Here is a 23,481-nt window from a genome sequence, read left to right as displayed (position 1 = left end):
GATTCACACCTCACGCAGACTCTGCGCAGGTTCAATATTAATGGCGCGATAAGCGCCGATACTGGCAACCACTACCGCCACGACAACGGTTATTGTCATGGCCAGCAAGCTATGCGCCCAGGTGATTCGGCATAACATCTGATCGGTCGCCTGGCTACCGGCAAGCGCCCGGTTAAAAATCTGACTGGCGATCAGATAGATGCCGTAGCCCCCGATATAGGCCAGCAGGCTGAGCAGGCATCCTTGCACAATGACATAGGCTCCCACGGCAGGGCCGGTAAACCCCAAAAGCCGCAGCACGGCAATATGTTTGCGTTTGCGATCGACGTTGGCGATAAATGAGCCAATAAGAGAGGCGATACAGCCAATCAGGGCGGTGGCGGCAATGGTATTGAAGATTAGCCCCAGCACGCGGTTGATGCTTTTCACGTTTTCAATGTCGGCGAGACGACTCGAGGTTTCGATGCGTTGTGCGCGCAGATCGCGTTCAAGGCTGGCAACGTCATCGATGCTCCGTGCATATAATCTGGCACGCGCATAGCGGGTGGGTTTGTCACTTAATGGTTGCCCACTGCTCACGCCAAGGGCCGGGATCGCGTAACCGTCTCTGAAATGTTCAAGCATCAGCAGCAGGGAGGATTGGGTAAAGATTGCTGCGCGGTTGAAATAGATGGCGGGTAAAATGCCGACCACCACCAGGCTCCGTCGCCCCCATTCCTGGCGTTGATCCAGTTGACGGCTGACACGCAGAGTCACGTTATCACCGACCTTAACCGCCAGTTTTCGTGCGGCTTCCTGGGTTAACACCACCTCATTTTCCTGCTGGATTTTGAGATGACCCAATAGCGGATCACCGATATCGGTCGGAATCACTTCGGCATTTTCAATGAAATGGGTGCTGTCCACTTGTAAGTCGGTCAGCGTATTGAGCGACCGCGTCTGCCCAATAGCAAACCCCACGTCGGGACGTTGGCGTAGCTGCGCTATCCATTCCGGGTCATAGCTGCCGCTGCTCAACATTCTGATTTCGAGATTGCGCGGATCATTGGCAAGCTCGTCCTGCAATTGGCTGACAATGCCAAACCTTAAGCCGAACAGCAGCAGGAGTGGGGCGATTACCGCAACCAGAGATGACGTAATACAGAAAGAGATGATGCGGTCGTGCCACAGGTCTTTCAGTGCCAGGCGTCCCAGCAACAGGATACGGTTACAGGACAAAGTGGCTTCCCCTTTGGGATTGTTCCCCTGACAGGTCAGATGCACCAGAACCAGGCCGGGCAACTAAACAGGGTAAATTGAAACGTTGCACCAGTGGCCAGTCATGGCAGACAACCAATGCCATCATGCCTTCCTGAGCAACCAGGTCGATAAACAGGCGAAAAAGTTGCTGTGCATTGTGGGGATCCAGTGCCGCGGTAGGCTCATCGGCCAGCACCAATGCAGGACGATGCAGAATGGCACGAGCAAAGGCGGTGCGCTGCCTTTCACCAAATGACAATTGCGCTGGCTGTTTATGTAGCAGAGGTCCAAGTTTCAGCGCATCAACGACCCTGTTCAACATCGCTTTATCCGCTGACTTGCCAAGCAACTGGCACGGAAGCTGGATGTTGTCCTGCACGCTGAGAAAGGGAAGCAGCCCGCCATTTTGCAGCACAAAGCCCAGATGGCGCGCGCGTATCTCAGCCAGTTCGGCTTGCTGGTTGTGAGTAAGTAAGGAAGCCACATCCAGCGGCGTTTCGCCATCCAGCATAAAACGCCCAATGCTGGCCGGGCGTAACAACAAGCCGATCGCTTCCAGAAGGGTGCTTTTGCCACAGCCACTTTCGCCGGTTACCGCCATGACCTGGCCTGGCCGTAGCCTCAACTGCGGCAGGTAGACAGGATGCGCGTGATCCCCTTCACCACGCACCACACACAAGTTGTCTATGTGTAGCATCAGGGCATCATTTCCAGTGGGACCGGATAGACGCGATCGCGCGGATCGCTGCCTTTGGCCAGCTCCACCCAGCGGTCAACATCGGCATTGTATTTCTGGTAATAACGCAGCTTGGTGGAAAGCGTGCGGATGAATTTCTCCTGTGACAAGCCATCCCAGCTTTTCCAGGTCTCTTCATCAAGATTCAACACGTCACTCCGATAGGGCAGGTCTGCCAGGTATTCGCCTAACACGCCGAGATCGTTGATTTTGGCGTTATCCTGCTGCTTAAGCTGGTTCGGGTCGGCACCCATAGTGGCGGCAACGGAACGTAGACGCTCAAACATTTTATTCGGCGAAATCATGCCTTCATTAGCGGCTTGCAGGATCTGGCTCACCACATCACTTAAATCGCTCAGTTGCCCTTTGGTCAGCAGTACACGAACGTCAGTGGTGGGGATGTTTTGCTTGATGAGATCGCGATCGCTGATCCAGGCCTTAAACACCAGCGGAGCCTGAGTGTCGTTCTTTTTACCCAGCCAGGCCAGTTGCATGGCATGACCAATCAGGGCTGTATCCCCCAGCAATTTCTCTTCAGGCGTCTGCTTTTTGCCATCATCTTTAGAGTAAAGTGCGCTGCCGATGGCCGGATCGCCCATATAGGCCGCTTTGACCTGCTCGGTAATGGCACCTGCCAACGTATCAACCTGTTGCCCGAAGGTTTTCAGATCACCGGCATCAACGGATTGGTAGAGATTGGACTGCGTGCTGTCAAAGTTAGACAGGTCGCGGTACTGACCTTCCGCCTTCGCATGGTCATTCTTGCCTGACGGGGTTTTCAGATGCAGGGTATAAATCGCAATCCCCTTGTTACCGGCTTCCAGGCGCAGCTGTTTCGCATCAAGCCCGGTAGACGAAAGTTTGTTGCTGCCATCAATGGCACCCGCGTCGGTGATCAATACGATGTAACGCGCGCCGAAAGGCGTCCAGTCGATGCTGTCGATAGCAGAAAGAACGCCGGAGTAAGCATCTTCATCAACCAAAGAGCTGGATACTTTGGCTTCTTTCAGGCCCGCGACTTTTTGCAGGAAATCATTGCCGTCCTTCACCTGGTTGGGGTCGGCAAAGATCTTCGAGGTGAACTCCAGGCCGGGTACGGCTCTGGTGTTGGAGCGGAAGGAAACCAGACCAAACTTAACCTGATCCTGCAAGTGTTCCTGTTTAATCTTGTCATAAATTTTGTTGACCGCTTCTTTGGTGCGATCGATATACGGACCCATCGAGATGGTGGAATCAATGACGAAAACGACCGAGGCATTAAAGCCTTTAAGCTGATTAACGTCATCGGCCTGTTTCGCGTTGGGGTCTGCCTTGCTGACAGAGGCGACGTTCAGTAAGCGAGTATAAAACCCACTCTCTGTCATGATCTCTTCGCCACTGAGGATCGGCAACAGGTAGAACTGCTTTTGCAGATCAACAAAGTATTCCGGCTCTTGGGCTAAAACACCGTCAGCATGGCCGTCGCGTTTGAGATGAGCGCGCAGCGGCGCAACTATTGAGACGGGGTCCGGCGCAGAGAGAATATCATCCAGGCTTTTCTTGTCTTTAAAGAACACTAACCGGTCGCGATTCGCCGGGTTGGTAAAGGCCAGGGTCAGCTGCATTTTCCAGTCAACGGTGCAGGACTGGGGTAACCAGCCAATGGTTTTGCCATAGCTATCAGGCCCCACTTTGACCCAGCTTTGGCCGTTCACATCCGCTTTTTGATAGACATAAAAGCTGCTAAATGCGGGTTGCAGTTGGCCCTTATCATCGCCAGCCGTCGTTGCCAGTTTGCAGCCTGGCGTCGTCAGAACCCTTTGAAATAAGGTTTTCTTGCCTTCCTGTAGCAGAGGTTTGTCTCCCTCTGCTGCCAACACCTGGCTGGTCAGAAGTAGGCCACATAACGGCAGGGCGAGCCGAAGAAAATGTCTGGTCATTATTTTCTCAGCTCCGCAAGGCGTTGTTTGGCTTTCTGATTTTCTGGATCGGTTTGCAGCACGGTTTCATACCAGTAAGCAGCGGTATCCGGGTCCGGGGTTTTGAAACATTCGCTTGGCTGGTGACCCTGAGGATCATATTCAGCGGCATAGGCGAGCGCGATCCTGGTATCACCACCCTGAGCACTGTGGGCGTACAGACGCTGGGCTACACCGCACTGCTTCGCCTGTTTGGCTGCCTGAATGATGGCCAGCAACTTGTCACTGTCGAGCTTCTGTTGTACGCAGTTTTGGACAAAATCGAGCTCGGTCTGACTTGTCAGGTTAGCGGGTGAACACGCGTTAGCATCTGCTTTGGCTGCCTCTGCCACCACCGGGGCTTCCGGTTGTTTCGCTGCCGCGGTTGGCGTGGCGTTGTCGCGTCCCATAAACCACCAGAGCGCACCGGCGGCAATCAACAGCACCAGCAGCACGGCGATGATGATCGGAACCAGAGACGTGTTGCGTTTGGGCCGCGCGGCTGTTGGTGTGCGGATGGGTTCATCAGGCGTGGGTTCGGCCTCAGTCTCCGGAACGGTTTCAGGTGCGGTGTCCGGTGTATCCAACACGCTACTGCCACCGTAGTGGGCGGTTTGCCCACGGGCACCAGAAGAGAACAACTCATCGCGTGCCAACTGGAGTGTGGTGATCAGGGTTTTACCGGAGGCCAACTTAGCCTGAATTTGCACCTGACTGGGGCTGGTCAGCAGGGGGTCAAGGATGTCCGGGCCGATACGGAAGCCGCTGCCATTATTGAATGCATACCCGCCATTGATGGTAAACCAGTGTGGCTCCGGGCTCCAGTGGCCGTCAGGCTGCAAGTAATTCTGCTCGTTGTTGCACAACGTAAAGTTCAGATTGGCCAGCACGGCGTCTTCGCCACGCAGGCGAATCATCAATTGTGCAAATCCCGGCTCTGAAGGTTGGCACGGTAAAATTTTAGCTAGCATGACGGGTTCTCTTGTTTCATTTGGCCGATGATCTGGCCCAGTTGCTGATTTTGTTCAATGGAGATATCACTGGTTGCGCTGTGGCCGGCGTTGTTCAACGTGAGCGCCATTAATGCCGAGAGCCAGTCGCCCAGATAGGCCATCCCCGGTTGAGGCGCGACCGCTGCCAGTTGCGGCAATTCATCGCGGGCAAGCGTGGCCTGGCGGGCAAACACTTTCTTTTTCTCGCCAACGTAGCTGTCAGGGATTTGCGCTTCGGGCAAAGTGAGGTAGCCAAACCAGGCAATAAAGTCTCGCAGCGCCAGTTGAGCACGTTGCGTCTGGCGTGCCAGCAACTGCTCCCGACGTGTTCCCGCCTGTTCCTGACCTGCCAGCGCGCGCTTGAGCGTACCTTCCAGATCCAGACGTGTGGCTGCGGTAATCAACTCTTCACACAACAAATTGATGGTTTCACTGTTCAGCCCCAGTTGCTGCCAATACGTGGTTTGCTGCGACAGTTCTCTCAAATGCGCGACCCAGGCTTTAAAGGCCTGATGAGCGAATTCGTCATCCTGACCGATGCGTTCTGGCGTGGGTGCAATCGCGGAGGGTTGTTCCTCGACCGAATCCTGACCGAAAGGATTGCTGCCAAACGGGTTACTTCCAAAGGGATTCGCAGCAAAGGTGTTTTGCGGACGCTCAACCTCGCTGACTTGCGGCACCTGATCCTGATCGCGAATGCTCAGATAGATATTGTTCAGCTCATGAGAAGGCAGATCTAAACGACTGATCATCTCCCCCAAACTCTGCGGGCTGGCGGTTAAGCCCTGCCACAGTTCTTTGGCAATGGCTTGTTTTTTTTCTAACTGGCCGTCGCCGTCATGCTGGTACCAGCGGCCAAGGCGTTTTTCTGCGGTTTCGATGCGACATTGTTTCAGCTGCTCACGCAGGCGATCTAATTTAAACGTCAGGTGGGCGACGCCACGCAGTGCCCCGGTCAGGCGAGAAACGCCGCCATCGTTGAGCTTGAGCATCTCCTGCCATGCCTCATTGGGTGCGGCAACATGCCGTTGGACATTTTGACGGGTGACAAAGGCGCGCCCCATAGTGTCGATGATGTCCTGGTAGCGATCGGTAATCGCCACCTCTTTCAGGCTCTCCTGCCCTGGGACATTTTCAAGCTTCAGGAACGGCGTATCTATGCCTGGTTTACGTACCAGGAAACAGTTATCAAAGGGTTTGCCCGGGGACCACTCTTTCAACCACTCATACTGGGCAAAACGTTCCAGCAGAGTCATATGTATCATGCCTTCCCAGGCTTCATTGAGCTGACTCTCCGTTTTCGTCAGATTGTCCTGGATGCGCACATCGCACATGGTAATGGCCCAGAACAGGCCAGCTTTACTTTTGGCACGTTCTTCAGCCGTTTTGCCTTGCGTCTTCTCGACCCAGCGGGTGAGAACCGGACCCACATCGGAGACGTCACTTTGTTTAGACGAGCTGGCACAGACCACCAGGGCATTCATCTCCTGATTATCGGTGTAACGCTCAAACAGATAGGCGACTTTGCCGCGTAGCAACAGCTGCGATACCGGATTTTTACCCGACTGAGCCGCATCTTTCAGGGCGAGAAGTTTGAGGCGACCGCGATAACCGGGGAAGTCGAGTAAGTCGACCTGTTCCATCACGCTGTTTGGCGTGACCTCTGCCAGCGGGAAAATGAGCTCCGCGGTCAATGCCGCGAGCTCCGCTTGTGACAAGTGAGCGCTACCGGTTTGTTGGTTCTCTTGCCAGAAACGTATCTCGACCAGGCGATCCTGGCTTGAACCGAGGCGATTCAGGCTGTCGACATTCATAATGCTGCCGTTGCTATGCTCGGTAAGCGTTTCTAATGGGGCAAACACCATTTTTGCGTGGTTAAGTTTTGCCAGCACATGGGCCAGGGAACGGTATGTTTCAGTGAGTTCCGGTTGTTCTCCCCACAGGAGAGAAAAAAGGTCTGCACGCTCATGGGGAGTAAGGGTGGGGGCGATTTTAAGCACCTGCGGCCACCAGGCATGCTCAAACTTTTCTACTGATTTTTTGAATGAATCTTTGAGGTAATCCCACAGGGCAACAACGTCCTCCCTGCTGACACCATTGTTGGCATCAGCCTGACCGGCGCGTTGCAGGAAAGGTCGCAGGCGTTCTTCAATGTGGTTTTCATCAAGCTGATAAGTCAGATTTTCATGGTTGAAGTCATTGAACCAGGTATTGGCGAGGATCTTGGCCAGGTCGATTTCACTGAACAGGCGCAAAGGAACCGGATAGCCCTGCGGGGCTTCGGGCGCGTATCGGGTAAAGCGCGTGACCAGACCGGTCGCCTCTTTCCCTCCGCCAACCGGATTGACCTCTTTGATAAAGTCCACCACCCTGGTGCCATAGCGTGCTTTCAGTTCGCCATTGCTACCTGCGGCTACTGAAGAGATAAGATAAGACTTACCGGCCTGAGAGATGCCGAAGAAGCCTACCGTCATTGGCGTGCCAGAAACCTGAGAGAGGCTGTTCGCCAGATTACGGGTACGCAGCAAACTCAGATTCAGTTGGTCGGCTTCTGTGTCCAGGCGACGAGAGCCGGTGCGGACATTGTCCACCCAGCCCAGCGCATCCTGACAGCCCTGGGCGATAGCCGCCCATCCTTGTTGAAGAGTAGTTTGTTCGTTGTTCATTATTTTTTTACGCTCCCGCTATCGAGCCAGTGCCGGCTGTCAATGAGTCCTGTATCGGGCATGGTATTGAGTTCCAGCTCGACATCTTTCTTGCCGAAAGATCGGTCGGTGTTGCTGCTGACATCAGCAATGGTCAGACGATCGCTGATCAGCCCTAATTTTTGCGCAGCCTTACCTTTATCAATCGTGAGCCTGACTTTGAGATACGGAGAGCCGCTGTCGATGGATTTCGCCTTAGAGAAATTTTCACGCCCAGACTCGGTGAACCGCAGCGTATATAAGGGGGATGCAGACCAGCGCTCTGCGTCCAGCTGGCGATAACCCAGGCGCAGGTCGCCGCGCATCACGATGCTTGCGGTGGTTGCTTCACCCTCATCATTCATAAATACCGGCAGGATGATTTGTCCGTCTTCAGATTTGATATCGCGGTAGATAACGTCGGCATCGTGGATCAGGTTATCCATATCAATGGTGCCGAGATGGCGAATGGTGGAATACGGTTTCAACGCCGAGATACGGAAATGGAAGTTGGGAATACTGTGGTTCGCGCATAATTGCGACAGCATCGCACCCACCGAGGCGGTACTTTTGGGATCGTGAATATGACCGTTTTTATGGAACGGATACCAGGTGCCGGTCTGGTAACCATGCAACGCCAGAATGCGTCCTGGAGGTAACGGCAGGTTGCGACGGACAATCGCCTGAATCCCTGGCAGTTGCGACGGTCGCCCGGTCAGCAGCAGCAGGTCACACTGGTAACAGGACAACACTTCGCACAATGCGGTCAGCACTTTGTCGATGTTGAATTTGCCTGAGCACATATCGGTGTGCATTTTCGTCAGCGTGATATTGAGGGCAATATCCGCGAGTTTGAAATCCTCTATGCCGCCCGCCTTTTTCACTTCACGACGTACAAAACTATCAACCTCGTCACTGATGCTGTTCGCGGGCAGTAATTCACCGACGCGCTGATTGATCAGCAGATAGGTTTGTTCATTCTGCGGATCATATTGCTCATAGCGGGCAAGGAGGTGCAGCGCCAGTGGCACGAACACTTGCAGGGTCAGTTGCTGGCGCAGCACCGCTTCGGCGGCACTGATATTTTGTGAACCGCACAGTTGGGACAGCAACGTATCTACCGAACGTACATTTGCTTCACGCAGCGCCAGCTCGAAAGCCGGTAATACGTACGACTGAATAACGTCGAGCAGAATGTCATCCCCGGCAATTTTGAAGCTATCGCGGAATCGCTGGTGGGGGATGATATGCACGTTGGCGCCGCCGCCGGTCACGCCATTGCGATCCAGGCGGTAATCGGTGATAACCAGATCTGTTGTGCCGCCGCCGATATCAATTGATGCAATGGTGAGGGTTTCCCGATCCTGACGGTCCGGGCGGCCAAGCGTATTGAAAAAGACTTCCGGATGACCGGCGAAGTTCTGATTGATCTCGGTGTACAGGTACACCAGTTGAGCACAGGACGCTTCATCCCACTCGACGCGGATTTTTGGCAGTGGGATCTTGATGTTGCCCTTGCTGTGTTCTTCCTTCTCATCAATATAAGGATCATTCTCACCCGCATGCCAGCGCAGTGATTTCCATACCAGGCCCACGGCCTGACGCATTCTTCCATCAAGAATGCAGCGTTCCGCCATCGGCATACCCGGTGGGACCGTCAGGATGATGTGGCGAAGTTGACGCGGAAGACCGGCATGGCCTTCACGAATACGTTGCTCGGGACTGTTGATCTGGCTGATGGCTTGCGTTAACACTTCCGCCAACATAAAGGTCATCAGTGAACTGCGGGAATAGCGTGGTGTGAACACCGGGATGCGATCCATCTCATCCTCAATGGTATGCAGGGCATCGCCTTTCTCATTAATTAAATTGGCAAAAGGAGCGGCAGTGGCAAGGGGATTGGTTTCCTGCAATGAGCTGCCGTTAAAGCGCCAGCCCTGACCATAAAATTTCTCATCCCAGAGATAGCGTTTAGGGCTGGAAAGCCCGGTAGAACCCTCGCTCCCCCGGCGGCGTGACGCTAAGCGACTGGCTTCACCCCCAATGCGGGCGATGGTTGGCCACTGGAAAGCATCGTGGCGACCGCTTCGCACGGAATAAAGGTCTTTGCCAAAAAAGGCCTGGGCGAACTCCACCTTACTTTCAAACGGGTCGATATAGATATGTTCAGGTGTGCTAAGGTCGCGCAGCTTCAACACGTAGTTGTGCATCAGGCCGGATCCTGACTGCCCGTGATCTTCAATCAAAATGCCGCAGGTGCGGGAGTTACCCACATCAAGAATCAGATCGACCGGGATCGGTTTAATGGCGTTCACTTCACGATTGGCAATCACTTTAAACTGGGGTATCGCGATAGAGGCTACCGTTTGGGTTTGCAGGCCCTCAAGCGGTTCTGCCATCAGGGACAGCAGGTTAAGGTAGTGCGCCAGCGGATACTGCTGGGCGATCTCTTCCTCTCGATCGTCAATATCCCGCCCTTTGCTGGCTTCATTAAAGACATCGACCAGCCAATCTTTGACCCACTCCTGGGTTAAGTACCAGTTGAGCGCGTAAGTGGCAGTGGCTACTGCAAAGGTCGCACCGGCATTCACATCTTCATGATTAGGGCTAAGATCCGCAGCCGATTGTTGTTTAGCCATGATGCGGGTATCAATCGCCAGCGTCATGCGGTGCGTGTGACCATCGAGGTCAGCTTCAGGCAGTTTCACAAGGCGAAAACGCGCCCAGTTCAGCGGGCCTTCCTGGTAAATATTGGGCAAACTAAAACGGAACAGGGGCAGCGGCAACCAGACGCTGTCCAGCAGTTTCAGGCTCTGCTCAACAGGAATGTCGTACTGGCTTTTCGCCTTCTCAATTTTGTCTGGCGTCGGCTGATAGAAATAGTAATCACGCGGTTCGTTGTAAATCAGACGTGTCAGTACGCCGTTGGCGAGTTTGACAAATTCGCCCGTCCCGGCAGTCTGGCGTTTGAAGGTCAAACCGAAATCCATAAACTGAATTCCGGAGTCGCCGACCAGAGTGACCTGGCGATCAAAAGAAACAATTTCAGGCAACATAATCTATTCGTCCCTGTTAAGAATGGGTTTGCAGCATACGAATGGGGAAGGTTTTATCTCCCTCATTCTTGCCGACACAATCGGTATGACCAGCCGCGGGCGCTTTGCACTCTATGGTTGGGCCAATAAAGTTTGAGTCATCGGTACACTTCATCTGCTCAGGATTTGTAATATTGAGCGCGCCTTGTTGCACATTGCCTTTAGCCGCACCGGTACAGGTGACGCCATTGGACTGACGGACGCTGACGGTGCCTTCGCCTTGTTTGAAGTTGTATTGCAACTGCAACGGACGGCCGGTGAGTTTGTCCTGGATTCCGCCGTTGACTCGCCACTGCCCGTTCAGAAACTGCGCAGGTCCATCAGGTAACGTACCAGGAAGCGTCAGTGGTTGACCCTGCACGGGTTGGACGGGGGGCACGCTATTGGGCGTGACCGCAGGATTTTGCGGCTCAACGTTTTGTGGTTCTGGCATCACGGGTGGTGTAGTTGTCGCGGCGGAATCAGGTGCTGGCAGCTCACGGGAGTCCGTCAGTGCCGGTGCATCTGATGTGGAGGTATCCACAATCGGCGGCTCATCGACACCCCCTGTACCGGTTTGATTCACCTCAGCGGTGCTCGCCACTGCTCCACTGCTGGTCGCATCCGTGCTCCCCGCAACAGGAGAGCCGGAGTTGGCTGAAGGATTGACCGCCACGTTTTGGCTGTTGTCCAGGTTGCCGACCGGTTCGCTAGGGTTATTCTCAGCGGACAATTTCGGCAGTCCCGGCAGGGAAAGCGACGGAACGCAGCCACGCAGTAATCCCAGGATTAGCGCCAGAGCCAGCAGGGCGACCAGCAGCCAGAGTAACCATCGCCAGTTCCATTTCCGCCGTTGGGTGTGTGTCACCGTCTCAACGGTGTGAACAGCCGTTGGAGCCGCTTGCGCCAGTGGCTGGGTGAGGGGGGCGACGGCTTTTGGCTCGGGTACTGAGCTGGGTTGCAGCCAGTGCATCGGGTTGCTCTGCTCACCTGTTGGATGGACAAAACCCCAGAAGGTGATCACCAGTACGCCGTTAACCAGATAAAGAAAATCATCATCGGGGAAGTTAACGACGGATTTTAATAACTGAGCGAATACCCGCCGATCGCCGCCTGCACCGCTGTTCTCAGCGTTCAGCATCTGCTCACTCAACGCCTGAACCGCCATCTGGAATCCGGTGAACTGCTGACGTGCTGAGGCGCGCTCGCTTTCCGTGGCACTGCGCCAGGGAATGACATCGCCTGCAAAGCTGCTGTACCAATCTGTACGATCGCCACCTTGCTCATTTTGCGGGATGGCAAGATGGCGGGCTAAATCGCGCCCGGCATCAAGACGGTAAATAGCTTCACGGAGTTGAAAGGCCATCTTAAACACTGGATAACCCGTCTCCCCCAGCGCCTTAAAAGACGAGTTGTTTCCGGTACGTAACAGTGGTCCCTGAATCGAATTTCGCATTGTCTAAACCTTGTAGGGCTGTTAATTAACGCAAGTCAGATGACGGTGGCTAATTTTTGCTGGCGCCAGGCGTCCATTCAAAATTCCAGCCATAGTGCTTAGCCAGTGACTCCCGGTCCGGGAAGAAGCTGTTAAGCCGCTCAACTTTGAGGTCGCCATCGACGTTTTTTATTCGCGCGATTGCCGCAACTTCATTGCGTTCACCGCTATTGACCAAAGTGGTTGAGATAGGTGGCTGATTCGGCACAGAGAGCGTGATCGTGGCATCCAGTCCCTGCCAGTTATTCGCGCCGCCGTAAATGAAGCTGTAGATCAGTACCTCATCAATCTCCTGCCATTGGCTGCCGTTGATGAACAGCCATTCGCCATCTTTGCTGCCGCCATCGCGCAGATCTTTTTGCAACAGCATGAAGGGGGCTTTTTCATAGTCACCCAGGTATTTACTGAGTGCCTCAACACCGGTGTTTCTGCCATTTTTCAATTTAATGAACGCGGCAATATCCAGATCTACCGGTTGGTGATTCTGACCTTGCTGCCAGGTCAGATTGACTTTGATACGGCCGAAGTCGTTTGTTTTAGCAAGGCTGACGCTGGGATTATCCTGCGTTAACTCGGTCTTATTTGGCGAGGCATCGCCAACTGCCGCAGGTGGCGTGTGCTGTACCGGAAGGGCAGCATCGGTGCGGTGGTGATAACAGAACCACCACCATGCGAGAGCAATCAGCAGCAATAATCCCAGCAGCAACCAGGGCAGGAATCTCCACCGCCTCGCTGGTGGTGGCACCTGAGTCAAGGGAGCCGGTACCGGGATGGCCCAATTGATTAATACCGGCTCGCCACCGACGCGATAACAATCCAGATCCTGTGAATGGGTGAGCAGCGTTTGCAATGCCTGAGCCGGTTGGGTTTCCCCACGCGCGGTAAGCTGGTCAATTAAGCCAGCGACCGTGTCCTGATACTGCTGACGCTTACGCTGAGTTTCGATTTGTTCGGTGTCGCTCAGTGCTGACAGCGGAGTGGCAAGACCTTGTCGCGCTGTCCACCACTCCAGATTCCCTTCGGCGCTTCGACGTGCAGTGGCATAAAGCAGCGCGAGGGAAGGCGGAAGATAACGGTGAATAATCGCAACCGTTTCTTCATAAATGGCGAGGGTGGCATCATCAATTTGCGCTGATCTTGTTAATCGTTGCATAGCCCGGATTCATGTTTGTCGTTATTAGCAGCAGATGCTGATTGGCCAGGTGGCGAGCATTAAATGCCGCCACTCAGGTGACGCATTATTGAAGTGCGTTAGCTTGCTCAAGCTCGGCGACGCGTGCTTTGGCTGCGGCAATTTTCTTTTCAATGACCGCGACTTCATCTGCGCTGTTGGCCTGCTGAGACTGACGTTGCAACGCTTCCAGTTGCTTAATTTCTTGCTGGCGTTGCTGATTATTGGCTTTGCTCGATTTGAGCTTTTTCAGCGTTTGAGCCAGATCAGATCGCGCCGCTTTTAACCTGGATTGTTCATCTGCCAATTTCTGGCTGGAGGCTTGTTCCCTGATTTGGGTATCCGCGAGATTTTGTTGGGCAATTTTATTGTCCCGCTGACTTTGCCGCACATGGCGCTCTTGCTCGTCGACTTTTTGTCTATATCCGCCAGAAGTTGTGCAGCTCAACTTGGTGAGAAAGCTGGGATCCTGAGCATGCAAATCGCAATCCTGAGGAGATGTGGCACATCCGGCGAGTAGCAGGGAAGTGACTAATACATAAATTCTCATAAGGGCGTCCATGAATTGAGCGTGCTGAACGAAATGTGTTCAGCAATAAATCTAAACAGGCCGATAATAATATCGGCCCGTCATTATCAACCTAATGAAATAGCCTGGCGTTGGCTGTATAAACCATTCGCTTCAGATTCCAGCGCGGTAATCTGGCCATTGAGTTCGCTATATTCGGTGTTCAGTTGTTTCAGCTTGGCTTTATCTGCCGCTGTGCTGGTGGTTTGTCCCTGCAACGCGACCTTATAAGCAGCACTTTTTTCTTTCATATTCTTAATTTTGTCTTTCATGACGCTGATATTGGCATCAACCTGAGACAGTTCTTTTTTGGCACTGGCTTTATCAAAGCCTGCTTTGTCTTTCTGGATGCTAATTTGGGTCAGGGTCGCGCTGTTTTCACTGATCACCGCTTTCATCGCTGCGGTAGTTTTGGCGATATCTGCGGTATCTTTATTGATGTCTTTATCCATCGCTTGCAGTCGATCGGCGGTGGTGGCGTAATCTTTTTTCAGACTGTCCAGGTAATAGTTGGTCGCTACACCGGCAGCACAACCGGCAGCACCGCCCACGGCGGCACCCACCAACGCATTTTTGCCATTTCCGGCCAGAGCCCCTGCCAGGGCACCAATGCCTGCGCCCGCCAAAGCCCCCATGCCACAGCCCTGGGCTGCTGAACTGCTAAATAATTGGGATTGTTCGCCACTGGTCAGTCGTGGATCGGGTTTGGTGCTGGAGAGCAGGGAGCTTCCGGTATTAGCACAACCACCAAGCAGAAGGGAAAGAGAAACAAGCAGACAGGTAGTGCTACGTTTAAACTTATTCGACATCTTTTTTCCTTAAATGGTCGAATGGATCAGCGCTTAATGAGTGTGCTGTCCATAGACACTTTTGCTGTTAAAATTTTAAATCAGGATTTGACTGTCATCTGTTAAGGCAAATCCGTGGCGATACATCTCACAGGTACAGATAAACCTATTTTCTGGAGTGTTCGCTCTTCTCTGAAACTAGATGAGATACGTCGCATCTATTTCCGGAGAGGTTATCGGCGTGTTTGTTGAGATCTTTAGTATCAGAGAAGAAATAGTCGTGTTGTTTTTTTCACCAAAACACAAGGAACAGTCCTAACCCAATATCCCAAAAAGAATTGCGTAGCCAGAGGTTGGAAAACCTCTATGCAGATTGGGAATATTCGTCGAAACAGATGCAAAAGCATCTTTAATTTTCATCGTTGCCGATAGGGATTTTTTTTGTATTTAACTTAAAAAGGAAAGTATTTCAAGACACGATCCATGCTTAATTTCCTTCAGAGGTCAGTGAAATCAACCTGATATGATTAGTATTCTATAGGCTGCACGAGTAGGTATGAAACAATATATTTCAATACAACTAAATTATACACTTTCCCACACCTTACACTTTCTTTACGCATTAACATGACATGTGAGGCTGGATTACGCTGTTTTCCAGATGAATATTCTAATGTCAAGGTTGCGCAGGGTTAGCAATGTGCTCAATTGGCATTAATTTTATCGCCAAAGAGGACCACTGGTCCGATGTCAGGCGTACCCGCAACAGTGTGTAAGTCTTTTATAAGCCCCGTTTTTATGTTCTCCTGTTTGTATTCATCGCAATAAGGACATCAGCATGAAAATCTACTGGTCACTCAGAAGCATCCCCGAGCTATCACAACTTTCTTCAAAAGAGTGTGGCAAACGCTGGAACGATATCTATACCTCAACCTTTCGGCATTGGGAAACATGGGTCGGGCTGCTACTCTGTGCACTGTTATCCGGCGCGGGCGCAAAATTATTGGGTTTCCCCGGAGTTACCGTCATGGGAGCGATTGGCGGCTTTGTTTATAGTCAAATTCTCATTCACGTTGCCCGAAAATATTACAGACATCGTTTGCTGGGTGAACCAGGCTGAGACTTTTAGAAAGTGGTCAACATCCGACAGGAACAACAGATAAAATCAGGGAGGTGTTATGAAGCATTATGTGATTGAATTCGTCTTTAGCGCGGTATGTTTTTCCGTGCTGTGGGGCATGGCCATGTGGTTTGCGCAGTGGAAGAAAGCAGGGCTTTCATCCCGAAAAGCGGTCTGCATATCCCTCATTTCAGGCCCGCTTTACGCATCCGGAGTTTTTCTTCTGAGGTATATCAGGCATCTTTTTTGACGTAAATGCAGTATGGCTTCATTGACCTCATCTGACAGGGAAGTAATACCGACGTGTCATACGCGTTGTGTTGGATCGATGAAGCAGTTTGCTGGTTAACATTTATTCAATTTTTTTGAGTTCTTTCAGCAAATCCCTCAGCTTTTACTCACCCGTCGACAGGTCTATTCTCTCTCACATCGAGGCACAACGCCTCACCGATTAAACAAACTTATGAGGGAATGACCATGAAATCTATCAAAACTTTCGTTGCAGTTGCGGCCCTGTCACTGATTTCTTTCGGTAGCTTTGCGCAGAGCATCACTGCTTCCGCTTCTACCCTGGATGGTGCAGAAGCGAAAATCGCTGCACAGGCCGCTCAGCAGGGTGCGCAGTACAAAATCACCGAAGCGAACACCAATAACCGTGTTCACATGACCGCAGAACTGTACAAATAACGGATGGTCGTACAGAGAAGTGCCGGAAGAGGTCGCCAAAAGGCGGCCTTTTTCGCATTTGCTGTACCATAAATTCAGTGAGTCAAGTTTGACCATCGCCAACAAAAACTGGCTCTGGATGTGAGTTGCATCTGCGTGACGGCACGTCATCTTCATCACGGGGCAGCGCTGATACAGAAGTACCTGCGATAGCGCCGGTCAATAATTAACCATCACGCTACAGCCCTGTCGGTTCACGGCGGGGCTGATTTTATCCACAGGGTTCACGGGAGGCTATGCACCCGGAATGTGGACAACCCGACAAAAAGATATAAATGAGCACCTCCCGTATGCCGGACAGTCTCGGTGATGACAGTTAGGCGATTGCAGTTATATATCCGGCCTTGTTGCGGCAGTTAGCACTGTCGCGGGCCCTAATGAATTCCGCTGGCGCACGCCTCATTACCTCTGCGAACCTGGAGTTCGATACTTTTTTCAGGTTTAGCGCGCCACGGTCCGACCTGTCTGTCATTACGTACGACTACCCGCGCAATCGCAGGAGACTTATCAATCAGGGGCTCTAGAACCGCTACACCGTGTCCGGCGGTGTTATGGTATACGGCGTATTGTGAGCCAGAACCGCCCAGATGGTTCTGGCCATTTTGTTGGCCAGCGCGACGGATGCCACGTTCACGGGCCGCCTCTTGAGCAGATCCGTTACCCACGCTCCCGGCTCATTCGCATTCTGAATCACACTGTGCGCGCCGTTGATCAGCAGCTTGCGCAGGTATTTATCACCCCGTTTGCTGATGCCCTTCAGTATAACTTTGCCACCCGTGCCGGTCTGTCGTGGAATCAGCCCTATCCAGGCGGCAAACTCCCGACCGGAACGAAACGCACCGGCGCTTCCCGTGGCGGCAATGGCCGCCGTGGCGGTCAGGAAACCCACGCCGGGGATGGCGCTGATGGCTTTAACGCCAGCATCGCCTGCTGAGCCTCCGTCTTGACCGCCACCGCTTTACCCGGCTGCTGAGCGGCGCGCCAGATGGCTTCAGCGTCCGCCATATCATTTTTGTTTCGTATGTTGAATGCTTTCACATAGGCACCGGGCATCAGCTGACGGGCCCAGTGGTGCGCGCCGCCGCTGGCCTCCATGCCGACCAGGCAGGGTTCCCGGTTCTGAAAGAAGCTCAGGAAAGAGGCGCGTTTAACCGCCTTATTGACCACTTCCCCGGTTTCAGTATCCACATAGTGAAGCTGAATCACGTTTTTGGCGATGTCAGCGCCTACGACCATGCGGTTCATATCCGGTAACTCTCTGACGAACTGTTAGAGAAATTATGGATGCATAAGGTTGAAAGGATTGCGACACGGTACTTGCTAACAATGCCGTATGTCGATCCACTGGGAAAATGTCAAAACCACTACACAAAGCGCAAGCGTGGTGGTGATACTTACGCGCCCTTACATAATGATTGCAAAGAAAAGAGCCCGGAGGCTTAATCCAAGGAATAGCCATCAATATAGGCATCCTCTGCCATTTGGTTGCTTCTCTGCACCAGCTAAGTGACGCTAAGGCTGACAGCAGCATGACAATCAGTGTTCTGTTCCTCTTCGACTCTGGTTCCGGGCTGACTCGTTATGCGCGCTCAATGTCGGCGAGTTTAAAAGACTTATTGTTGATGGCATCAGTGGGGCCATACAGCCGCATTGCCGGTAGCGGACGCTTTCCGCTGGTCGGTATCCAGTTGTTCTCGAGCCCGACTGGCGCCTGTGGGCCGATGTAAATCGTCACGCTGCCGTCGGCGTTCTTCTTCATCCCGTCCAGATCGTAGGAAGAGAGCGTTGTGCGTTCGAGCGTGTTGTAGATAAAGGACATGGTGTCACGGTTGTACACCGTCAAGGCCCAGAACTGTTTCACCGGCATCTGTGCGGGTACGGTCAGTCGGTACATGACGCCAGCCTGCAGTAACTGGCCCTGACTGTCTGCCATCGCCATCAGATACTGCGTTGCAGGTGAAGGGCTGAGATCTTTCGGCATGTAGGTACACCAGAAATATTCTGCAGCACGATTAATCAGGTCAATTTTGTCATCGTAAACAAACGTGAAGCGCTGGTTTGCATCGGCCAGCAACAGCGAAGCGTAGTGTCTGTCTGGCCAGAAGAGCTTTTCGCGGGGGAAGTTGTCGAACCAGTGCTGCAGATAAAACCATGCGTCAATCGCGGCCTGGCGCATGGCTTTGCGCGTGGTTTCATCGGGGGCAAAGGGTTTACCGCGTTCAATCCCCAGTGACATCAGCATACCCATCATCACCTTGTCTTGCTCCTGTACCGGCTCAACGCTGGCTACGGCATGCATATCCTCAAAATGCCGCTCATCGTAGAACGGCAGTGTGGGATAGACATCATTGCTGGGATCGACGAAGCGCTGGGTGGGGGGATTCGCGGCGTCGCTGAGGTAATACATGCGCAGTTTTTTCGAGTAAAGATAGGCATCCTGCAGTGATTTTCCTGTCGCGGGCACTGACCGGAAGGCGAAAGCAATCCGATAGTTGGGCGAAGCAACGTGCAGATACCCCTGCGGTATCGCCTCATTATAGCCGGGAGGCGTGAGCAGATATTTCCCTCCCTGACCTTTATCCATACCCGCCGGGCCGACGTCTGCGATAGTGAACTGCCAGGCATCGACAATCTGCCCATACAGACTGCCCTCTGCGCCTGCAACGGGTACCTCCAGTACCACAGGCCCGTGTTGCAGGTCGGTAAACGCTGTGATGTAAGGCGTGGTACTGTTGGCCGTGATGGCTTCCAGCCTGGGCGTTGCCGTGTGGGAATAGGCAATGATGTCGTTATCTTTCATGCCCAGGTTATCGAAGGCGGCGCGCCGGAAGCTGTATATCGCCACGGCAGGTATGTTCCAGAGAACGGCTTCAAACGCACGCTGATATTTAATCTGATAGTCAAAATCAACGACCGAGCAGGTGGCGCCTGAGGGCGGGAAACCGCCCTGTGTTTCGCCTTTATCGCCCGCGCCATGGTGCAGGGGGACTTTTTGCAGCACTTCAGGCTGTCTGGCACTGACATGTTTCATCACGGCGAAACCTGCCGCGCTGCCCAGAACCAGCTTGTAAAAACCTCGTCTTGATATGGCCATGAATGATTTCCTTGAATGGATTTAAATGTGCGACTCTTTCTGCATGGCAGATGTTTCAACCCAAATCTATATGGACAAATACATTGCTGAAGGACAGGAACCCATTGAGAACACGGCGTTTTAGCGCGTGATTTCAGTGTAGTTGGCATGGCTGGGAGCAAGAGGAAAATTTCACAGGGTACTTTCAGTTTAACTAAGTCACAGCCCCCAAACTTGTGATATATGAAGGGGTTTCATGATCAACAATACGATTTTTCCAGAGGGAGGATTTCATCAGTACATAATATTTTTGCTCAAACGTCCACTGAAGATATCCAGAGAGCCTCTCCTGAATTAAAAGGTTGGAATTTAATGTAACGCATCATTGAAAAATCAATGGGAAACAAGACAGAACTGCCCACCAGGGATGTGGCACTTTTCTGAAAATTGGTTTTTAAGCCTGGCGCAAATCTAAGTACATGCTGGATCTTATGCTTTTAATTAAAATCAACATAACCAACTGTTATATAATTATTTTTTTGTTTTAATGGGCTGTGATCGGAACCATGATTAATCAGTAATTCTTTTGTTGTTTCTGAAAGTTTTGATAACTCACTCTCAAAATGATTAAGCCAAACTGGCAACTGTAATACTTCTTTCTACAGTTAATTCGAAATGTAAGGTTTAAGCCATTTCACCATTTATATCCTGCCGGCACACGGGATTAACCGGCGGGCCTCTTTGCTGTATTCGGTAACGAAATTCATTGCTCAAGAGGAAACAAATGAAACTTCGCCCCCTGGCCTTAAACCTTGCTTTAGGCGGTATGCTGTCGACCTTCATTACCACCCCTGTGTTCTCCGCCGATGCCCCGCCACAGTCGCCGCTTATGGCACAAATCAATAACGGAAACTGGCTCCCGCAAAATGATGCACAGTCACTGAGTGATGAGCTTTACTATCAGGATGCAATTCATGCATACATCACTACGCTGCCGCTACTGAATACCATTGGTCTGCGGGATGGCTCTGAGGCGGCATTCGGAAAAGGCTATAACATTCTTCCGATCTGGAAGCAGCGTATGGACAGCCGCGCTGTGGTGCCTACGCCTAACGGCGATGTGATCTATTCAATGAGCTATCTGGACCTGAAAGAAACAGGACCGCTTGTGGTCAAAGCACCGCATGACGTCATCGGCATGTTCACCGACTTCTTCCAGCATACCATCACCGATGTGGGCGCAGTCGGTCCCGACCGCGCGCGCGGTGGGCTCTATCTTCTGCTCCCACCGGACTATGAGGGGCCCGTGCCACAGGGCTATTTCGCCTTTAAATCTCCGACCTATAACGTCTTTCTGTTTTTCCGCACCGTTATGGCCAAAGGTGAGGGGAAACCCGATCCGGCCCCGGCGGTAAAAAATGCGGAGACGACCAGGGTGTATCCGCTCTGGGACGTGGAGAAAGATGTGAAGCCGATGCAGTTCCCGGACGCCAGTGGCAAGCGGGTTAACATGATGTATCCGGTAGACGCCTCTTACTGGACAAAGCTCAAAGCATTTGTGGATTACGAGCCGTTGACCGCCATCCCGGATGCCACCCGGAGCGCCCTGCTCAGCATTGGTATGGTCAAAGGAAAGCCCTTTAATCCGTCACCTAAACAGACCGAGCTGCTGAATAAGGCCGTGGAAATGGCCCCGAAGATGATCTTCGCCCGCCGTCAGTTGGGTCGAGAAGACCAGCGTCAGCTGTATTACAAAGACCGCCACTGGGAAAACTCGTGGGCTGGCGCGACGGCAGAATGGATGCAGTTTGGCACGCTGGATGAAAATCAGCGCGCGGCCTTCTTCCAGATTGCCTATTCCAGTGCGGCGGCCATGGTGATGCACACCACCGGTGCCGGTTCAAAATATCCTTTCACTACGCATGATAAGGAGGGGAACTTCCTTGAAGGGGGTAATACCTACAAGCTCCATCTGCCACCAAACCCGCCCGCCGCGCTGTTCTGGGCAGTCACTGCCTACAACGTAACGGACGGCACCATGCCGGAAACCGACCAACTGCTGCCCTCAACCAATGGCTATTACGATCAGCCGAAGAATCAGGACGGCTCGATTGATATCTGGTTTGGGCCGGCAAAACCTGACGGGGTGGCAGACAACGCGTTTATCAAAACCATCAAGGGACGTAACTTCCTGGTTGCGTTGCGCCTGTACGGTACCGAAGACGGCTTCTACGACCAGACCTGGGTGCCGGACGATCTGATCAAAACCAGTCATTAATGCCAGTGAGAATGTGGGCCGGGTGGCTGTCACGAGTGCCAGTCACCGCTTATTGTTTGAGAGGGACACGAATATGCGTAAAACAACGATCGCACTTGCGATAACCCTGCTGACCACCAGTCATTTCAACCTTGCACAGACCGAGCCGGTAACAATACCCCATCCGGAAAAGTTCGAACAACTCAGCCAGCCATCACCTGACGTCACCATGCCGGAATTCTATGTCAAGGCGATAGCCCAGCAGGCCTATATATGGGGTTATCCCATGGTCAATCAGTTTAATCGTCGTATGACCATTACCAAAGCCCCTTACCCTGCGCTGAATGGCGGCATGGTACCGGTGGCGCCGATGGGCCAGCTCAGTATGCTGACGGATTACATTAAACCTGAAGAGACGTTCGTGACCTGCCCCAATCAGGATGTGGCTTACGGGCTGGGCTTCTACGCGCTGGAAAACGGTCCGATTGTTATTCAGGTGCCCGATTTTGGCGACCGCTTCTGGGTCTATGCCATCTACGATGCCCGCACCGATCAGATAGGTAACGTTGGCAAACCTTACGGCACAAAAGCGGGTTTTTATCTGCTGGTCGGTCCGGACTGGAAGGGTAAAACCCCCAAAGGCATTTCCGGCGTGATCCACTCGCCCACCGAGATGGCCAATATGATACCGCGTATCCAGATGGACGATACTCCGGAAGACAGGGCTGCGATTCAGGCACCTATTCGTCAGGTGATGTCGTATCCGCTGAGCGAGTTTGACGGCAAGATGAAGTCCTTTGAGTATTCTAAAATTCCCGCCATCGGAGACAAGCCGGATCCCAGTACCGGGGAGGTCCACTGGGTCATACCTGACAAATTCTTTGATCAGCTGGAAAACGTGCTGAACAAGGTTCCGCCGCTGCCGGGAGAAGAGGCGATGTACGCACAGTTCCGCCACCTTGTCGCGGCCGGCAATAAAGATCCTCAGGTACGTAAATGGATGGACGAGGCCGCAGAGCAGACCGACAAAACCGTGATTGCCGACTTCTTTAAGTGGAAGAACAACGGGGTGCCTGCGGGCAACGGGTGGAACCGCTCGAAAAATAACGCAGATTTTGGTGTCGACTATTACAACCGCACTGGCACCTCTAAATCCAACATGTTCGATAACAAGCCGGATGAGACCCAGTATTTCTATACCGACAATGATGCAACCCATACCCAGCTTGACGGCAAAAACAGTTATACCGTTACCTTTGCCAAAGGTCAGATCCCACCGGTAAAAGGCTTCTGGTCGCTGACGCTTTATAACGATCGTCATCTGTTCAGCCCGAATGAGCTTAACCGCTACTCACTGGGCACCAAAAACAAGTCGCTGAAATATAATCCGGACGGCTCGCTGACTTTGTACGTCAGCCGTACCTCTCCAGGGGATGATAAAAAGAACAACTGGCTGCCGGCACCAGAGGGAACTTTCTCCCTGTACATTCGTGCTTACTGGGGTGAGAAAGCCATTTTAGACGGCACCTGGCAGCCGCCACGCATTGAGAAAACACAGTAAATTCGTCAGCCGGCAGTCCATGCTGCCGGCATTTTCCGCTAAATTCATGTGACACGGGGC

General features: G+C 52.7%; 16 protein-coding genes and 1 pseudogene. 5 read left to right on the top strand and 12 right to left on the bottom strand.

What is annotated here, in order from left to right:
• Positions 1–3 precede the first annotated feature (3 nt).
• The 10 genes from AC6I8T_RS26135 to AC6I8T_RS26090 form a co-directional block, all read right to left on the bottom strand.
• Positions 4–1,218, bottom strand: a complete 1,215-nt coding sequence (locus AC6I8T_RS26135) for an ABC transporter permease (protein WP_021184030.1) — start codon at positions 1,216–1,218, stop codon at positions 4–6.
• Entirely contained in the window at positions 1,208–1,936 is a 729-nt protein-coding gene (locus tag AC6I8T_RS26130; protein ID WP_208726993.1) for an ABC transporter ATP-binding protein, read from the bottom strand. The genes AC6I8T_RS26135 and AC6I8T_RS26130 overlap by 11 nt, the downstream gene beginning before the upstream one ends.
• Positions 1,936–3,894, bottom strand: coding sequence for a vWA domain-containing protein (locus AC6I8T_RS26125; protein WP_497834819.1), 1,959 nt, complete (start codon positions 3,892–3,894; stop codon positions 1,936–1,938). The genes AC6I8T_RS26130 and AC6I8T_RS26125 overlap by 1 nt, the downstream gene beginning before the upstream one ends.
• The gene (locus AC6I8T_RS26120) at positions 3,894–4,883 is read right to left on the bottom strand and encodes a hypothetical protein (protein WP_497834818.1); all 990 of its coding nucleotides are present in this window, start codon (positions 4,881–4,883) and stop codon (positions 3,894–3,896) included. The genes AC6I8T_RS26125 and AC6I8T_RS26120 overlap by 1 nt, the downstream gene beginning before the upstream one ends.
• Entirely contained in the window at positions 4,877–7,570 is a 2,694-nt protein-coding gene (locus AC6I8T_RS26115) for a virulence factor SrfC family protein (RefSeq protein WP_497834817.1), read from the bottom strand. Before AC6I8T_RS26115 ends, AC6I8T_RS26120 begins: the two co-directional genes overlap by 7 nt.
• Positions 7,570–10,644 carry a virulence factor SrfB gene (locus tag AC6I8T_RS26110; protein WP_497834816.1) on the bottom strand — a complete coding sequence of 1,025 codons (3,075 nt, stop codon included), beginning with the start codon at positions 10,642–10,644 and terminating at the stop codon, positions 7,570–7,572. The genes AC6I8T_RS26115 and AC6I8T_RS26110 overlap by 1 nt, the downstream gene beginning before the upstream one ends.
• Positions 10,645–10,660: 16 nt before the next feature.
• Positions 10,661–12,118, bottom strand: a complete 1,458-nt coding sequence (locus AC6I8T_RS26105; RefSeq protein ID WP_208726988.1) for an SrfA family protein — start codon at positions 12,116–12,118, stop codon at positions 10,661–10,663.
• Between the two features lie 49 nt (positions 12,119–12,167).
• Positions 12,168–13,310: a tellurite resistance domain protein gene (locus AC6I8T_RS26100; protein ID WP_208726987.1), complete on the bottom strand. Its 1,143-nt coding sequence runs from the start codon at positions 13,308–13,310 to the stop codon at positions 12,168–12,170.
• Positions 13,311–13,395: 85 nt separating this feature from the next.
• Positions 13,396–13,878, bottom strand: a complete 483-nt coding sequence (locus tag AC6I8T_RS26095; protein ID WP_497834815.1) for a hypothetical protein — start codon at positions 13,876–13,878, stop codon at positions 13,396–13,398.
• Positions 13,879–13,964: 86 nt separating this feature from the next.
• Positions 13,965–14,705: a YMGG-like glycine zipper-containing protein gene (locus AC6I8T_RS26090; protein ID WP_208726986.1), complete on the bottom strand. Its 741-nt coding sequence runs from the start codon at positions 14,703–14,705 to the stop codon at positions 13,965–13,967.
• An 817-nt stretch (positions 14,706–15,522) separates the two neighbouring features.
• On the opposite strand from AC6I8T_RS26090, the gene AC6I8T_RS26085 reads away from it, so the two are divergent.
• The 3 genes from AC6I8T_RS26085 (at position 15,523) to AC6I8T_RS26075 (ending at position 16,491) form a co-directional block, all read left to right on the top strand.
• The gene (locus AC6I8T_RS26085; RefSeq protein ID WP_497834814.1) at positions 15,523–15,804 is read left to right on the top strand and encodes a hypothetical protein; all 282 of its coding nucleotides are present in this window, start codon (positions 15,523–15,525) and stop codon (positions 15,802–15,804) included.
• A 58-nt stretch (positions 15,805–15,862) separates the two neighbouring features.
• Entirely contained in the window at positions 15,863–16,054 is a 192-nt protein-coding gene (locus tag AC6I8T_RS26080) for a DUF6404 family protein (RefSeq protein WP_208726985.1), read from the top strand.
• A gap of 227 nt (positions 16,055–16,281) precedes the next feature.
• Complete coding sequence (locus tag AC6I8T_RS26075) at positions 16,282–16,491, top strand: YdgH/BhsA/McbA-like domain containing protein (RefSeq protein WP_013512655.1); 210 nt, start codon at positions 16,282–16,284, stop codon at positions 16,489–16,491.
• A gap of 568 nt (positions 16,492–17,059) precedes the next feature.
• On the opposite strand, the pseudogene AC6I8T_RS26070 reads toward AC6I8T_RS26075, so the two are convergent.
• Positions 17,060–17,775 (bottom strand): annotated as a pseudogene (locus AC6I8T_RS26070) (IS110 family transposase).
• Between the two features lie 334 nt (positions 17,776–18,109).
• Complete coding sequence (locus AC6I8T_RS26065) at positions 18,110–19,624, bottom strand: DUF1254 domain-containing protein (protein ID WP_497834813.1); 1,515 nt, start codon at positions 19,622–19,624, stop codon at positions 18,110–18,112.
• 805 nt (positions 19,625–20,429) lie between these two features.
• On the opposite strand from AC6I8T_RS26065, the gene AC6I8T_RS26060 reads away from it, so the two are divergent.
• Positions 20,430–21,881, top strand: coding sequence for a DUF1254 domain-containing protein (locus tag AC6I8T_RS26060; RefSeq protein ID WP_497834856.1), 1,452 nt, complete (start codon positions 20,430–20,432; stop codon positions 21,879–21,881).
• A gap of 73 nt (positions 21,882–21,954) precedes the next feature.
• Positions 21,955–23,421: a DUF1254 domain-containing protein gene (locus AC6I8T_RS26055; RefSeq protein ID WP_497834812.1), complete on the top strand. Its 1,467-nt coding sequence runs from the start codon at positions 21,955–21,957 to the stop codon at positions 23,419–23,421.
• Positions 23,422–23,481: the final 60 nt, after the last annotated feature.

This window comes from Pantoea sp. X-Soil-OKNW-556, from assembly GCF_059730695.1.
The sequence above is the reverse complement of the archived record's forward strand: the minus strand, read 5'-3'. Positions and strand labels throughout refer to the sequence as shown.

Coding starts and splice junctions, on each gene's coding strand:
- AC6I8T_RS26075 (WP_013512655.1), top strand. CDS start 16,282: ATGAAATCTATCAAAACTTTCGTTGCAGTTGCGGCCCTGTCACTGATT.
- AC6I8T_RS26125 (WP_497834819.1), bottom strand. CDS start 3,894: ATGACCAGACATTTTCTTCGGCTCGCCCTGCCGTTATGTGGCCTACTT.
- AC6I8T_RS26060 (WP_497834856.1), top strand. CDS start 20,430: ATGCTGTCGACCTTCATTACCACCCCTGTGTTCTCCGCCGATGCCCCG.
- AC6I8T_RS26085 (WP_497834814.1), top strand. CDS start 15,523: ATGAAAATCTACTGGTCACTCAGAAGCATCCCCGAGCTATCACAACTT.
- AC6I8T_RS26105 (WP_208726988.1), bottom strand. CDS start 12,118: ATGCGAAATTCGATTCAGGGACCACTGTTACGTACCGGAAACAACTCG.
- AC6I8T_RS26120 (WP_497834818.1), bottom strand. CDS start 4,883: ATGCTAGCTAAAATTTTACCGTGCCAACCTTCAGAGCCGGGATTTGCA.
- AC6I8T_RS26110 (WP_497834816.1), bottom strand. CDS start 10,644: ATGTTGCCTGAAATTGTTTCTTTTGATCGCCAGGTCACTCTGGTCGGC.
- AC6I8T_RS26055 (WP_497834812.1), top strand. CDS start 21,955: ATGCGTAAAACAACGATCGCACTTGCGATAACCCTGCTGACCACCAGT.
- AC6I8T_RS26095 (WP_497834815.1), bottom strand. CDS start 13,878: ATGAGAATTTATGTATTAGTCACTTCCCTGCTACTCGCCGGATGTGCC.
- AC6I8T_RS26080 (WP_208726985.1), top strand. CDS start 15,863: ATGAAGCATTATGTGATTGAATTCGTCTTTAGCGCGGTATGTTTTTCC.
- AC6I8T_RS26100 (WP_208726987.1), bottom strand. CDS start 13,310: ATGCAACGATTAACAAGATCAGCGCAAATTGATGATGCCACCCTCGCC.
- AC6I8T_RS26115 (WP_497834817.1), bottom strand. CDS start 7,570: ATGAACAACGAACAAACTACTCTTCAACAAGGATGGGCGGCTATCGCC.
- AC6I8T_RS26090 (WP_208726986.1), bottom strand. CDS start 14,705: ATGTCGAATAAGTTTAAACGTAGCACTACCTGTCTGCTTGTTTCTCTT.
- AC6I8T_RS26065 (WP_497834813.1), bottom strand. CDS start 19,624: ATGGCCATATCAAGACGAGGTTTTTACAAGCTGGTTCTGGGCAGCGCG.
- AC6I8T_RS26130 (WP_208726993.1), bottom strand. CDS start 1,936: ATGCTACACATAGACAACTTGTGTGTGGTGCGTGGTGAAGGGGATCAC.